The organism is Promicromonospora iranensis, from assembly GCF_028994805.1.
In the GTDB taxonomy this organism is placed as follows: Bacteria; Actinomycetota; Actinomycetes; order Actinomycetales; family Cellulomonadaceae; genus Promicromonospora; species Promicromonospora iranensis.
In genome coordinates this window covers 65,070-78,502 of record NZ_JAJQQP010000003.1, presented here as the reverse complement: position 1 = coordinate 78,502, position 13,433 = coordinate 65,070, and the positions used below count along the sequence as shown (strand labels likewise).

General features: G+C 72.8%; 13 protein-coding genes. 8 read left to right on the top strand and 5 right to left on the bottom strand.

Features of this window, described 5'->3' with window-relative positions:
• Positions 1-109: 109 nt before the first annotated feature.
• On the top strand, positions 110-940 hold the full coding sequence (locus LUM46_RS05305) for a phosphotransferase (protein WP_274992743.1): 831 nt from the start codon (positions 110-112) through the stop codon (positions 938-940).
• Here LUM46_RS05305 and LUM46_RS05300 read toward each other — a convergent pair.
• On the bottom strand, positions 895-2,241 hold the full coding sequence (locus LUM46_RS05300; protein WP_274992741.1) for a DUF418 domain-containing protein: 1,347 nt from the start codon (positions 2,239-2,241) through the stop codon (positions 895-897). The two genes, LUM46_RS05305 and LUM46_RS05300, sit on opposite strands and share 46 nt — an antisense overlap.
• A gap of 100 nt (positions 2,242-2,341) precedes the next feature.
• Here LUM46_RS05300 and LUM46_RS05295 point away from each other — a divergent pair, with 100 nt between their 5' ends.
• Positions 2,342-3,130, top strand: a complete 789-nt coding sequence (locus LUM46_RS05295) for an aminoglycoside 3'-phosphotransferase (protein WP_274992740.1) — start codon at positions 2,342-2,344, stop codon at positions 3,128-3,130.
• A 13-nt stretch (positions 3,131-3,143) separates the two neighbouring features.
• Here the strand turns inward: LUM46_RS05295 and LUM46_RS05290 are convergent, their stop codons facing one another.
• On the bottom strand, positions 3,144-3,692 hold the full coding sequence (locus LUM46_RS05290; protein WP_274992739.1) for a CGNR zinc finger domain-containing protein: 549 nt from the start codon (positions 3,690-3,692) through the stop codon (positions 3,144-3,146).
• Between the two features lie 38 nt (positions 3,693-3,730).
• Here LUM46_RS05290 and LUM46_RS05285 point away from each other — a divergent pair, with 38 nt between their 5' ends.
• The 3 genes from LUM46_RS05285 to LUM46_RS05275 all read left to right on the top strand — a co-directional run bounded on the left by LUM46_RS05285 (position 3,731) and on the right by LUM46_RS05275 (position 9,068).
• Positions 3,731-4,744 carry an EamA family transporter gene (locus tag LUM46_RS05285; RefSeq protein WP_274992738.1) on the top strand — a complete coding sequence of 338 codons (1,014 nt, stop codon included), beginning with the start codon at positions 3,731-3,733 and terminating at the stop codon, positions 4,742-4,744.
• Between the two features lie 42 nt (positions 4,745-4,786).
• On the top strand, positions 4,787-7,570 hold the full coding sequence (locus tag LUM46_RS05280; RefSeq protein WP_274992737.1) for a DEAD/DEAH box helicase: 2,784 nt from the start codon (positions 4,787-4,789) through the stop codon (positions 7,568-7,570).
• Positions 7,571-7,730: 160 nt separating this feature from the next.
• Complete coding sequence (locus LUM46_RS05275) at positions 7,731-9,068, top strand: SGNH/GDSL hydrolase family protein (RefSeq protein ID WP_274992736.1); 1,338 nt, start codon at positions 7,731-7,733, stop codon at positions 9,066-9,068.
• Between the two features lie 36 nt (positions 9,069-9,104).
• Here the strand turns inward: LUM46_RS05275 and LUM46_RS05270 are convergent, their stop codons facing one another.
• A complete protein-coding gene (locus LUM46_RS05270) occupies positions 9,105-9,860 on the bottom strand; it encodes a sulfite exporter TauE/SafE family protein (protein ID WP_274992735.1) in 756 nt (251 codons plus the stop codon).
• Positions 9,861-9,945: 85 nt separating this feature from the next.
• Between LUM46_RS05270 and ybaK the strand changes: the two genes are divergently transcribed.
• Entirely contained in the window at positions 9,946-10,446 is a 501-nt protein-coding gene (gene ybaK, locus LUM46_RS05265; RefSeq protein WP_274992734.1) for a Cys-tRNA(Pro) deacylase, read from the top strand.
• 53 nt (positions 10,447-10,499) lie between these two features.
• On the opposite strand, the gene LUM46_RS05260 is transcribed toward ybaK, so the two are convergent.
• Positions 10,500-10,910, bottom strand: a complete 411-nt coding sequence (locus LUM46_RS05260) for a YccF domain-containing protein (protein WP_274992733.1) — start codon at positions 10,908-10,910, stop codon at positions 10,500-10,502.
• A 118-nt stretch (positions 10,911-11,028) separates the two neighbouring features.
• Between LUM46_RS05260 and LUM46_RS05255 the strand changes: the two genes are divergently transcribed.
• Together LUM46_RS05255 and LUM46_RS05250 are read left to right on the top strand one after the other, a co-directional pair.
• Positions 11,029-11,811: a YggS family pyridoxal phosphate-dependent enzyme gene (locus tag LUM46_RS05255; protein WP_274992732.1), complete on the top strand. Its 783-nt coding sequence runs from the start codon at positions 11,029-11,031 to the stop codon at positions 11,809-11,811.
• Positions 11,812-11,887: 76 nt separating this feature from the next.
• Complete coding sequence (locus LUM46_RS05250; protein WP_274992731.1) at positions 11,888-12,442, top strand: GNAT family N-acetyltransferase; 555 nt, start codon at positions 11,888-11,890, stop codon at positions 12,440-12,442.
• Positions 12,443-12,449: 7 nt separating this feature from the next.
• Here the strand turns inward: LUM46_RS05250 and murQ are convergent, their stop codons facing one another.
• The gene (gene murQ / locus LUM46_RS05245; RefSeq protein WP_274992730.1) at positions 12,450-13,409 is read right to left on the bottom strand and encodes an N-acetylmuramic acid 6-phosphate etherase; all 960 of its coding nucleotides are present in this window, start codon (positions 13,407-13,409) and stop codon (positions 12,450-12,452) included.
• Between the last annotated feature and the right edge of the window lie 24 nt (positions 13,410-13,433).

Genomic DNA, 13,433 nt, shown 5'->3' with positions numbered 1-13,433 from the left:
GCCCGACGCCGACCTGCGCGCGGGCACCCGGCCTCGCGATGTTGCCCAGTGCCCCGGGACAGCGCGAACCAGGAGCACTTTTTCACCCGCTCTATGGGACGATGGAGTCGTGTCGAACGCGCTCGTCGGCATCAGACCGACGCCCGTCGAAGTGCCGTCCGTCGTCCATGCCGTGGCCCGCAGGCTGCGGTCCGGAGCGACGGTCGTGCCGGTGTGGCGCAACGAGTACGGCGGCCTCACCGTCCGGCTCGAGGAGACGTGCACCCGCCGGAGCTCGTACCTCAAGTGGGTGCCCCACGGCGCCGCGTGCCCCGACCCGCTCGCCGAGGCCGACCGCCTGGTCTGGGCAGCCTCGTTCGCGCCGGTCCCCCGGGTGCTGGACGTCGGGCGGGACGCCCGGGGCTCGTGGCTGCTCACGGCGGCGGTCGAGATCGGCGGCGCGGTGGCGGCGTCGGCCATCGAGCCCCGCTGGCGCCGCCTGGCCCAGCGCGCCGCGGTGGCGATCGGCATCGGCCTGCGCCGCTTCCACGACGCGCTGCCCACGGACACCTGCCCGTTCGTCCGCACCGCCGAGACTCGCGTGGCGGCCCTGACGGCGGCGCCGACGGCCCCGCTCGGCACCGCGCAGCGCGCGACGACCCCGCTCGCCCTCGAGTCCCCGCCGCCCGTCGACCGGGCGGTCGTGTGCCACGGTGACGCCACGGTGCCGAACACCCTCCTCGACCATGTCGGCCGGTTCGCGGCCCACGTCGACATCGGGGACATGGGGGTCGCCGACCGCTGGTCCGACATCGCGGTGACCACACGCAGCGTCACGCGCCGCTACGGCCCCGGGCTGGAACCGCTGGTGCTCGCGGCCTACGGCGTGGCGCCCGACCACGAACGCACCACGTACTACCGGGCGCTGTGGGACGCCGAGGAGACGCGTCGCGCGTCGTAGACGCGGTGCATCAGCAGCTCGATGGGCCCGCGCGGCCACCGCCGCAGCCAGAGCGGCGCCAGGACCATCAGGGCCAGCGAGATGCCCGCCCAGATCGCCACGGCCTGCCAGGGTCCGCCACCGGCGAGCCCCAGCCCCCAGTCGTAGCAGAGCGCCGAGGCCAGCACGTTCTGCAGCACGTAGCACGAGAGCGCCGTCCGCCCGACGCCCTCGACACCGCGGCGGAGCAGGGCACCCGGCCCACGGCCCACAGCCTGCGCCGCCCCCTGCGGGCGGGTCTCGGCCCGCGCCTGGGCCCTGCTGACGAGGGTGGTGCCCAGCGCCAGGATGCCGAGCGCCACCAGCGGCGGGACCAGGTACCGGTCCACGAGGAACCAGTCCGGCCCGGCCCACGTCGTCAGCGCGTTGAGCGGGACGCCCGCGCCCAGGCCCACCCACGCGAGCCGGCGGCGCAGCCGTGCTCCGCCCTCGGTCGTCGTGAACAGGCCCGCGCGCACCAGCCGGGAACCCACGAGGAACAGCACCGTGGCCGACGGCACGATCAGGATCAGCTCGATCCGGAACACCTCCATGTGCGCGAGCCGCAGCAGCACCTGGTCGAGCCAGCTGGCCGTCGACAGGGTCGCGGCGTCGGCCTGGGCGCCGCCGGCCGGCGCGGTGCCGTCAGCCCCGCCCGACCCACCAGTGGCCACGAGCAGCGCCGTGACGCCGACGATCCCGGCCACGAAGACCCCGGCCAGCGCCCCGCCCCAGGCGCGCACCACCCGGTCGCTCCGCCCGATCAGGTAGGCGGCCAGCACGGACGCGATCGCGTAGCCCATCAGGACGTCGAACTCGAAGACGAGGACGTAGTGCACCAGGCCCTCGACGAACAGGATCCCGGCGCGCAGCACGTACCGGCCCGGCCAGGGCATGCCGCGACGGACCATCGACCGGTACTGGAGCTCGAGGCCGACCCCGAACAGCAGGGTGAGCAGCCCGAGGAACTTCCCGTTGGCCAGCGCCTGCAGCACCCGCTGCACCGGGTCCGCGGTGGCGAAGCCGTCGGAGATCCACTCCGCCGGGCCGCCGGGCACGGTGAAGATCCAGATGTTGCTGGCGAGCGTGCCGATGATCGCCACCCCGCGCAGCACGTCGAGCGCGGCGATCCGGCCTCCCGTGCTCGTGGGCGTGGTCGCCGGTTCCGGCGTCCGCTCGGATGACGCGCTCGGTGGTGTGGTGGCAGGCATGTCCTGACCCTGGCGCGGCCGGGCCGCCGCGTCGTCGGCCGGACGGGCGATCTCCCACCACGGCGTGTACATCGTTCGGAGGACCTGGACGCCCCCGCACCCTGCGCCTCCCCCTGCCCGGCCCCCGGAGATCACGTCGCGGCCCCGCCGCCGGGTCTGGCACGCTGACGGCATGACGATCCCGACCGACGCGATCACCGTGCCCGACGTCGTGCGGGAGCTCGCCGGCGACGGGCTCGTCACGCCGGTCTGGAGCAACGAGCTGGGCGGCCTCACGTTCCGCGTCGACCCCGGCCCGACGCAGCCGAACGCCTGCTTCGTGAAGTGGGCGCCGCGCACCGACCGGGCCACCATCGAGGGTGTCGACCTCGCCGACGAGGCGGCCCGGATGCGGTGGGCGGCGCCGTACACGCCGGTGCCGCACGTGCTCGAGGTCGGCGCCGACGACCAGGCGCAGTGGCTGGCGACGGAAGCGATCGAGGCGCGCTCCGCCGTCGACCCCCGCTGGCTGGCCGAGCCCGAGACCGCCGCCCGAGCCATCGGAGCCGGGCTGCGCGCGTTCCACGACGCCCTCCCCGTCGACGAGTGCCCCTGGTCCTGGAGCATCGAGGACCGGCTGGCCGTCGCCGAGGCCCGGGCAGCGGGCGGTCATCCGTCCGACGGCTGGTCGGTCGAGGGACGCGCCCGCCTCGAGGACGCGCCGGACCACGACCGGCTCGTCGTCTGCCACGGCGACGCCTGCGCGCCCAACACCCTGCTGTCCGACGACGGCCGCTGGGCGGGGCACGTCGACCTGGGCGCGCTCGGGGTCGCCGACCGCTGGGCCGACCTGGCCATCGCGACCTACAGCCTGGGCTGGAACTACGGCCCCGGCCACGACCACCTGGTCTACGAGGCGTACGGGATCGACGAGGACCGGGACCGGGTCGCCTACTACCGGCTCCTGTGGGACCTGGGCTGAGCGGGCGGCCCCGCTACGCCGTCGACGGCTGATCCGCGCGGCGCGCCCGATGGGCGGCCTGGGCGTTGCGGTTGCTGCACGTCGTCGAGCAGTAGCGGCGTGAGCGGTTGCGGGAGAGGTCGAGGACCAGCCCCGCGCAGCCGTCGTCCGCGCAGACGGCGAGGCGGGACAGCTCGTCCTCCCGGATGACGTCGATCATCGCCATGGCGGTCTCCACCAGGATGCGGGTGGCGAGCGGGGCCTCGGCCGGTACCGCGTGGATGTGCCAGTCGACGGGCGGGTGCCGCACGAGCTGGGGCACCGCGCCCGCCTCGGCCAGCATGTCGTTCACCAGGAGCGCGGCCGTGTCGCGGTCGGCGGTCAGCAGCTCGCGCAGGCGGGGCCGGAGCGCCAGCACCTCGCCGAGCTCGGCCTGCGTGCCGTCGTGTCGCCCGGTGTAGACGTGCTTGACGAAGAACGCGCCGAGGTCCGCGACCGTCGCGATCGTGACCGGTGGCTCGCCGCTGTTCACCAGCTCGACGGCGGACTGGAGGGCACCCGCGGTGTCATGAGTAAAAACCACGTTGACACATTACCCCCACCACCCTACTGTCAGGACCCATGAGCGCCGTGACACCTGACACTGCCGGAGCGAACCTCCGTAGCCCTCGCCCCGCACCCGGTCGCCGTCTGACCACGGGGCTGGTCCTCGCGGGGGTCTCGGCCGCGGCGTTCAGCCTGTCGGGGGTGTTCGCCAGCGGGCTGCTCGACACCGGCTGGAGCCCCGGCGCGATGGTCCTCGTGCGGGTCGCGATCGCGGCGCTCGTCGTCCTTCCGCTCGGGATCGTGTCGCTGCGCGGGGACTGGCGGCCGGTGCGCCGAAACCTCCGGCTCATCACGGTCTACGGGGTGGTGTCCGTCGCGGGCTGTCAGTTCGCGTACTTCTCCGCCGTGCAGTACATGCCGGTCGGCCCGGCCCTGCTCATCGAGTACACGGCCCCGGCGGCCGTGGTGCTCTGGTTCTGGCTGCGGCACGGCCAGCGTCCGACGCGCGCCACCATCGCCGGCACGCTGCTCGCCGCCGTCGGGCTCGTCCTCGTGCTGGACCTGGTGAGCGGCACGCAGGGCGCCGTCGACCCCGTCGGCATCGCGTGGGCGCTGGTCGCGATGCTGGGCGTGTCCACCTACTTCGTCATCAACGCCGACGCCGACACGGGCCTCCCGCCCTTCGCGCTGGCAGCGGGCGGGCTGACCACGGCCTCCCTGGCGCTGGGCCTGCTCGGCGCGACCGGGATCATGCCCCTGACCTACAGCACCGCGTCGCCGGTCTACGCCGGCACGGAGGTGGCGTGGTGGCTGCCCCTGCTCGGCCTCGGTGTCGTGACGGCGGCGCTGGCCTACGTGGCCGGGATCGCCGCCGGGCGCCGGCTCGGCCCGCGGCTGTCCTCGTTCGTCGGGCTGTTCGAGGTGGTCGCCGCCATCGGCTTCGCCTGGCTGCTGCTCGACGAGCTCCCCCGTGCGATCCAGCTCGTGGGTGGCGTCCTGATCCTCGCCGGCGTCATAGCGGTCCAGGCGGGCGAGAAGCGGACCACGACGGCACCCGCACGCCCGACACCGACGGAGAATGCCACCTGAGCGAACGGCACGCTTCACCCGCCTGCAAGAATGGGCAGCACCATGACGGCGCCCTCCTCGACAACCTCGACCTCCGCGACAGCCTTCTCCGCCACCAGCGAGCCCAGACCGGCGTCGGCCACCCCGAAGCCCGCCGGGACCCTGATCCCGTACCTGCCCGCACCCACGGGCAAGGACCCTGATCCGGACGTCCTGTTCGAGAGCTTCAGCGAGTGGGCCTCCGCGGGCGGACGTGCGCTCTACCCGCACCAGGAGGAAGCCCTCCTGGAGGTCATGACGGGCTCCCACGTCGTCCTCGCGACGCCGACCGGTTCCGGCAAGTCGATGGTCGCGATGGGTGCGCAGTTCGCCGCCCTGGCCGCCCACCGCTCCGGGCGCGGCGGCCGGACGTACTACACGGCCCCGCTGAAGGCGCTGGTCAGCGAGAAGTTCTTCGACCTGGTGGCGGCGTTCGGCTCGAAGAACGTCGGCATGATGACCGGCGACTCCGCGGTGAACCCGGACGCCCCGATCATCTGCTGCACCGCCGAGATCCTCGCGAACCTCGCGCTGCGCCGCGGCGACAGCGGCACCACCGGCGACGGGACCGCCGACGACGACGAGGCCATCTCGCAGGTCGTCATGGACGAGTTCCACTACTACGGCGACCCGCAGCGCGGCTGGGCCTGGCAGGTGCCGCTGCTGGAGCTCACGGACACCCAGTTCATCCTCATGAGCGCCACGCTCGGCGACACGTCCCGCCTCCGCGAGGACATCGAGGAGCGCACCGGCCGGCCCGTCGCCGAGGTCGCCGGTGCCGAACGGCCCGTGCCGCTGACCTTCTCGTACGTGGTCGAGCCGCTCACGGACGTCATCCAGGAGCTCGTGCAGACCCACCGCGCGCCGGTCTACGTCGTGCACTTCACGCAGAAGGACGCCGTCGACCGGGCGCAGTCCATGCTGTCGATGAACGTCTCCTCGAAGGCGGAGAAGGAAGCGATCATCGCGGAGATGGGCGCCTTCCGGTTCGGCACCGGGTTCGGCAAGACGCTCAGCAAGTTCCTGCGGCACGGCGTCGGCGTGCACCACGCCGGCATGCTGCCGAAGTACCGCCGCCTCGTGGAGCGCCTCACGCAGAAGGGCCTGCTCAAGGTCGTCTGCGGCACGGACACCCTGGGCGTCGGTATCAACGTGCCGATCCGCACGGTGCTCCTGACCAGCCTCGTGAAGTTCGACGGCGAACGCATGCGGCACCTGAGCGCGCGCGAGTTCCACCAGATCGCCGGCCGCGCGGGCCGGGCCGGGTACGACACCGTGGGCGAGGTGCTCGTCATGGCGCCCGAGCACGTCATCGAGAACCGCAAGATCCTGGCCAAGGCGGGCGACGACCCGAAGAAGCTCAAGAAGATCGTCCGCAAGAAGGCGCCGTCCGGCTCCGTGAACTGGACGGACGCCACCTTCGAGCGCCTGCGCGACGCCGACCCCGAGCAGCTCGTGTCCCAGTTCCGCGTGAACCACGCGATGGTGCTGAACGTCCTGGCCCGGGCCTCGGCCCGCTCCGGCGGCCACGGCCCCGCGGGCGCGGCCAGCGGGATCGACCCGGTGGACGCCATGCGCCACCTCCTGACGGCCAACCACGACACGGAGACGCAGCAGGCCGAGCACGTGCGGCAGGCGTTCCGGATCTACCGCTCCCTGCGGATCGCCGGCGTGGTGGAGAAGGTCCGGGTGCCCGACGCGGACGGCCGGCTCCGGCCGTCCGCCCGCCTCATGGTGGACCTCCCCCGCGACTTCGCGCTGAACCAGCCGCTCTCGCCGTTCGCCCTGGCCGCCATGGACCTGCTCGACGTCGAGAGCGCGACGCATGCGCTCGACGTCGTCTCCGTCATCGAGGCCACGCTCGACGACCCCCGCCAGGTGCTCATGGGCCAGCAGAACCGGGCCCGCGGCGAGGCGGTCGCCGCGATGAAGGCCGAGGGTCTCGAGTACGAGGAGCGCATGGAGCTGCTCGAGGAGGTCACGTGGCCGAAGCCGCTGGCCGATCTCCTGGAGCCTGCGTTCCAGACCTACCGCCGCACCAACCCGTGGGTGGCGGACGCGGAGCTGTCCCCCAAGTCGGTGGTGCGCGACATGGTCGAGAAGGCCATGACGTTCGCCGAGATCGTGAGCGTGTACGGGCTGGAGCGCACCGAGGGTGTGGTCCTGCGCTACCTCGCCGACGCCTTCCGTGCGGTGCGCCAGGTGGTCCCCGACGAGCACCGCACCGAAGAGGTGCAGGAGATCATCGAGTGGCTCGGCGAGCTCGTGCGCGGCGTCGACTCGTCGTTGCTCGACGAGTGGGAGCGCTTGGCCAACCCGGTGGACGACGATGCCGACCTCGTGACGGACGGCGAGCTGGCCGAGGCCGGGGCCGAGGCTCCCGTGCGACCCGTCACCGGCAACCCCCGGGCGTTCCGCCGGCTGGTCCGCAACGCGATGTTCCGCCGCGTCGAGCTGGTCGCCCGCGAGTCCTACGGCGCGCTGGCCGCGCTCGGCGGCGGTTGGGACGCGGACGCCTGGGCCGACGCCCTCGACCCGCTGTTCGAGGAGCAGGGCGACGACGCCGTCGGCTTCGGCCCCGAGGCGCGGTCGGCCGCCCTGCTGACGATCCTCGAGCCGGGCGCCGAGCTGCCGGGCAGCGCCGGCGGAGACTCCGTCCGCGTCGAGCCCGGCACCTGGTGGGTCCGCCAGGTGCTCGACGACGCCGACAGCAACCGCGACTGGGCCATCACCGCGCAGATCGACCTGGCGGCGAGCGACGAGGCGGGCGAGGTCGTGCTCACGGTGCTGAGCGTCGGCCAGATCTAACCCGCCGACCGACACTCGCCGCCCGACGCCCGCCCGGCTGACCCAGCGGGCGATCGGGCGATTTACCGACTATTTACGTTATCTCGGCCTTACCCTAAACTCCTGCTATTAGAGTTCCGGTCAGCAGCGCCACCAGCGCAGCCTGGACACAGGAGTGCCAATGAAGACGCACCTGCGAAGCCCCGACCGCCACCTCCGCCACCTCACCTCGCTCGGCGCCGCCTGCCTCGGCGTATTCAGCCTGCTCGTCGGCCTCGTGATCACCGCGACCCCGGCATCAGCTGCCCCGTCGGCGCCAGCCACGCCCGCGGCCCCAGCCACGCCCTCGGCGGCCGCCGTGCCGTCAGCGGCCGACGGTCCCGGCGTCGGGACACCGTGGGTCGTCACGCTCGGCGACTCCTACATCTCCGGGGAGGCCGGCCGCTGGGCCGGCAGCTCCAACGCCGACTACCGCCGCGCCGACGCTCTCGGCCCGCACGCGTACCACGACAACCCCAGCGGCACGGGCGAGGTCATCGCCCGCTGCCACCGCGCGTCCTCCGCCGAGGCCCACATCGGCGGCGGCGTGAACGGCCTGAACCTCGCCTGCAGCGGGGCGACGACCGCCACCTCGACCGGCAAGTACTTCAAGCCCGGCATCGACTTCTACGACGGCTCGGCGGGCCAGGGCCAGGCCCTCATGCTCCAGGAGGCCGCCGCCAGCAGGAACGTCCGCATGGTCGTGGTCTCGATCGGCGGGAACGACTTCGAGTTCGCGAGCGTCGTCCAGTCCTGCGTGGTCAACTTCCTCACCTCGCCGTCCTGGTGGAAGAACTACTGTCACGACGACAGCTCGGTCGCGGAGAACTTCAGCGCGGCGAACGTCGCCGCCGTCCGTTCCAAGGTGACGGAAGCACTCGGGAACGTCGCGACCGCCATGAGCAACGCCGGGTACGGCACCGACCAGTGGACGCTCGTGGTCCAGACCTACCCGTCGCCCGTGCCGGACGGCTCGGGCTTCCGGTACCGCGAGTCCGGGTACACGCGGCAGTCGGTCGGCGGGTGCGGCATCTGGAACCGGGACGCCGACTGGGCCAACGCCACGGCGCTCCCCACGATCAACGGTGCGCTGCTCGACGCCGCGTCCGACGTCGGGCTGCCGAACGTGCGCACCCTCGACATGACGCACGCGTTCGACGGCAGGCGGCTGTGCGAGAACGGCGTCGGGCTGTACGAGGAGGTGGGCCTGCCCGGCTGGCAGTCGCCCGGCGCCGTCGACCGGACCGAGTGGATCAACCAGATCCGCACCGTCTCCACGATCGGCGGCTCGCCGTACTCCGTCCAGGAGTCCCTGCACCCGAGCTACTGGGGACAGCTCGCGATGCGCAACTGCCTGCGCCAGGTCTGGAACGCCGGTGACCCGCGCAGCGGGAGCTGCACCGTCGGCAACCTCGGGACGGCCAGGCTCACGTCGTCGGGCGAGCCGTCGATGGTCCTGGGCCCGCTCGACCTGGGCTGACCGTGCCGGTGCCCTGATCCGCAGAGTGCCGGCCAGTCAGCCGGCCAGGTCGAGGACACCGCGGCCCAGGGTCGCGAAACCACCCACGTAGGCGAGCGTCACGAGCACCTTGCGCGTGGCGCTCGCCGAGATCCGCCCGGCGAGCAGCTCGCCCAGCCCGACGGAGGCCAGGAGGGCGACAAAAACGGTCACCCACTCCCAGACGGCCAGATCCGGGAACGTGGCGTCGGCGACCAGGAGCTTCGCCGTCATCGCCGCCAGGGCGTTCGTCAGGAAGATCGGCTGGACGGTCGCCGCGAACGTGCGCGGGTCCCAGCGGTCCAGCACCGAGTAGACGGCGATGGGCGGGCCCCCGATCCCCGCGGCCACGCTGCCGAACCCGGCCGCCGCGCCGGTCACCAGGAGCGGCAGGCGCGCCTCGGGCGCGAACGGCCGCTCGGCACCGCGCAGCCGTGAGGCGAACAGGGCGAGCGTCATCGCGAGCACGACGACGCCGCCCACGCTGATCTCGAGCACGGATGCGCTGGCGTCCCGGATGAGCAGCGCCGCGGGCACGCTGACCGCTATCGACGCCGAGACGAGCCAGCCGTACCGGCGCCAGTCCACGCCGCGGACCGTGCGCCCGAGCACGAGCAGCGCCATCATCGCGCCCGCGAGGTTGACGAAGAGCACGCCCTCGACAGGGCCGAGGAGGAGCACGATGAACGGGCCGGCGACGAGCCCGAAGCCCATTCCTGTGACCCGCTGCAACGAGCCCCCGACGAGGATGGCGAGGACCAGGAGGGCTAACACGTTGCTCAAACTAACTGATTGCTTCCCTACCGAGCCGGCCGGAAATCCGTACGCGGGCGAGCGCCGGAGGAGGCAGAATCGCGTCGTGGTCAAGAAGACAGCACGCGCCAGCCACGGGACCCCCGCCGTCGTGGCGCTCGAGAAGGCGGGCGTCCCGCACACGCTGCACCCCTACGAGCACGACCCGTCGAGCGACCTGAGCTTCGGCCTGGAGGCGGCGGAGGCCATCGGCGTCGACGCCCCGCAGGTCTTCAAGACGCTGCTGGCCGACGTCGACGGGCAGCTCGTCGTGGGCATCGTCCCCGTGGACCGCAAGCTCGACCTCAAGGCCCTGGCCCGGGCGGCGGGCGGCAAGAAGGCCGCGATGGCCGAGCCCGCGGCGGCCGAGCGCGCCACCGGGTACGTCGTGGGCGGCATCTCGCCGCTGGGCCAGAAGGTGAGGCACCGCACGGTGCTGGACGAGTCCGCGGAGGCGTACGACGTCGTGTACGTCTCCGGCGGCCGGCGCGGGCTCGACGTCGGCCTCGCGCCGGCCGACCTGCTGCAGCTGACGGGCGGCACGACGGCGCCGATCGCCCGCGACTGAGCCGGCCCCGGCCCGGTCAAGTCAGGTCCCGAGCGGGCCGGGCCCGATCCGGGTCAGGCCTCGACGGCCTTGCGGTAGGTCGGCAGCAGGGCGTCGCTGGACACGATCTGCTTGCCGAGCGGCATGAGCGAGACCGGGATGAGCTTGAGGTTCGCCCAGGCCATCGGGATGCCGATGATCGAGATCACCAGCGGGATCGCCGTGACGATGTGCCCGAGGGCGAGCCACCAGCCGGCGACGATCACCCAGATCACGTTTCCGACCAGGGCGAACGCTCCCGAGCGCGGGCTCTCGACGACCTCACGGCCGAACGGCCACAGCGCGTACCCCGCGATGCGGAAGGAAGCGATGCCGAACGGGATGGTGACGATGAGCAGGCAGCAGATGATCCCCGCGAGCATGTACCCGAGCCACAGCCCGAATCCCGCGAAGATGACCCAGATGATGTTCAGCAGCGTCTTCATAGGACCCATCCTTCCGTAGGGGAGCAGGTCCTCGGAACCGGGAGACCCCCTGATCCCACCCTGAGCCGCTCCCGGGCCGACGTGCAACCGCACGGCTCCGCCGAAATAGACTCGCTGCGTGTCCGACCAGCCCCAGCCCTCCGTGCCAGAGCCCTCCACCGACGGGTCGGTGGCCACCCGGCTGGCCGTCGTCCGCGGCCGGATCACGGCGGCCGCCGTCGCCGCCGGCCGCGATCCCCGCGAGGTGCGCCTGCTCGTCGCGACCAAGACGCAGACGCCGGAGGCCGTGCTCGAGGCGCTGGCGGCCGGTGTCGACCTGATCGGCGAGAACCGGGTCCAGGAGCTCGTCGCGAAGGCACCGGCCGTCGCCGACCGGGTGGCGGAGGGCGCGCTGCAGGTCCACATGATCGGCCACCTGCAGCGCAACAAGATCAACCAGGTGCTGGCCACGGCCACGGGCCTGGAGACGCTCGACTCGCTGGACCTCGCCCGGGCGATCTCGGAGCGCTGCGTGCGCGACGGCCGCACCGGCGACCGCGCCCTGGAGGTGATGGTCCAGGTCAACGTCACGGGCGAGGAGAGCAAGTCCGGCGTCGCGCCCGACCACGCCGTCGAGCTCGCCGGCGCGGTGGCCACCCTGCCGGGCCTGCGGCTGACCGGGTTCATGACCATCGGCGCACGCCTGGACGACACGGACGAGGACACGGTCCGCGCCGGGTTCGCCCGCCTGCGCGCGATCCGCGACGCGGTGCTGGCCTCCGGGGCCCCGGGGACGAGCACGGCGACCGAGCTCTCGATGGGCATGACCGGCGACCTGGAGCCGGCGATCGCCGAGGGCGCGACGATCGTGCGGGTGGGCACAGCGGTGTTCGGTCCCCGAGTGACCGCCGCCACTCTTTGACCCAGGTCACAGACCTGCGGGGGCGAACCGGATAAAGTCGTCGGTCCCCCCACCAACTCCCTGGAGTGATCGCGCCATGCCTACGGCCACCCTGCTGCGCCCCGCCACTGACGCCGACGTCTCTCGCCTGGTCACGCTGAACAACGCCTCGATCCCCGCCGTCCCGGAGACCCCTGCCGACGACATGGTCGAGCTGCTCGACGCCTCGTCGCTGGCCCTGGTCGCGGTCGACCCGGGGACCCCGGCGGACGCTCTCGGCTTCGTCGTCGCGCTCGACGGCGGCGAGGACTGGTCCGGCGAGAACTACGCCTGGTTCGAGGAGCGCGGCCTGGACCACCTGTACGTGGACCGCATCGTGGTGGGCGAGCAGGCACGCGGCCGCGGCATCGGCCGCCTCTTCTACGACGCGGTGTTCGACGCCGCCCGTACCGCCGGGCACGACGTCGTCACCTGCGAGGTCAACCTGAACCCGCCGAACCCCGGGTCGCTGCGTTTCCACGGCCGCCTCGGGTTCGAGGAGCGCGGGCAGCAGCTCACCAAGGGCGGCGACATCCTGGTGGCGAAGCTGGCCGCCGACGTGAGCAACGCGCACGCCCCGGCCAGCCCCGCCCAGCTGGCGGTCCCCGCCTGACCTGCCGCTAGGCCGGCTCGATGCCCAGCGTCGCGAGCGCCTCGCGTACGGACGGCCCGCCGACCCGGCCGGGCTCGACGGCCAGGGCCCGCGTGGCCGCGGCCCGGTCCACACCCGCCACGAGCATCACGAGGGCGGCCCGGAGGTCGCCGTCGGTCGCGGCCAGGGCGTTCTCGCACACGTCCGGCTCCAGGTCCGTGGCCTGCGTCAGCAGGCGGACCAGCCGCCGGCGCAGCTTGTGGTTGGTCGCGAGCACCTCGACCATGAGGTTCGAGTAGGTCTTTCCGAGCCGCACCATGACCGCCGTCGAGAAGGTGTTGAGCACCATCTTCTGGGCGGTGCCCGCCTTCATGCGGGTGGAGCCCGTGATGGCCTCGGGACCGGTGTTCACCAGGATCGGCACGTCCGCCCTCGGCGCCAGCGCGGCGAAGGGGTTCGACGCGAGCAGCACGGTCCGCGCCCCGCGGGCACGGCCCATGTCGAGCGCTCCCCCGACGTACGGGGTGCCACCGCTGGCGGCGATCCCGAACACGATGTCGGCCGGCCCGACGTCGGCGACGAGCGCGCCGCCCGCCTCGACGTCGTCCTCCGCGCCCTCTGCCGCCTTCTTGAACGCGTTCAGGCCGCCCGCGAGGTGGGGTACGAACATCTCCTCCCCCACGCCGTAGGTGGGCAGCAGCTCCGCGGCATCGAGCAGGCCCATGCGGCCCGAGGTGCCCGAGCCCACGTAGTGCACCCGCCCCCCGGCACGGATCCCGTCCACCGCGAGGTCGATCGCCTCGACGATGCGCGGGTGCGCCGCACGGACCGCGGCGATGACGGCGGCGTCCTCGTCGGTGATCATGCGCACCATCTCCGCCGTGGAGACCACGTCGATGTCACGTGTGCGCGGGTTGCGCTCCTCGGTGGGTGAGACCGGGCGCGGCGTCGCCTGTGCGTGCCGTTCGAATCCCGCCTCCGCGATCATCGGCGAGCCCCTTTCGTTCTCCGT

Excerpts from the sequence above, each read along its gene's own strand:
- LUM46_RS05300 (WP_274992741.1), bottom strand. The coding sequence starts at position 2,241 with ATGTACACGCCGTGGTGGGAGATCGCCCGTCCGGCCGACGACGCGGCG.
- LUM46_RS05285 (WP_274992738.1), top strand. The coding sequence starts at position 3,731 with ATGAGCGCCGTGACACCTGACACTGCCGGAGCGAACCTCCGTAGCCCT.
- LUM46_RS05250 (WP_274992731.1), top strand. The coding sequence starts at position 11,888 with ATGCCTACGGCCACCCTGCTGCGCCCCGCCACTGACGCCGACGTCTCT.
- LUM46_RS05260 (WP_274992733.1), bottom strand. The coding sequence starts at position 10,910 with ATGAAGACGCTGCTGAACATCATCTGGGTCATCTTCGCGGGATTCGGG.
- LUM46_RS05280 (WP_274992737.1), top strand. The coding sequence starts at position 4,787 with ATGACGGCGCCCTCCTCGACAACCTCGACCTCCGCGACAGCCTTCTCC.
- LUM46_RS05275 (WP_274992736.1), top strand. The coding sequence starts at position 7,731 with ATGAAGACGCACCTGCGAAGCCCCGACCGCCACCTCCGCCACCTCACC.
- LUM46_RS05295 (WP_274992740.1), top strand. The coding sequence starts at position 2,342 with ATGACGATCCCGACCGACGCGATCACCGTGCCCGACGTCGTGCGGGAG.
- murQ (WP_274992730.1), bottom strand. The coding sequence starts at position 13,409 with ATGATCGCGGAGGCGGGATTCGAACGGCACGCACAGGCGACGCCGCGC.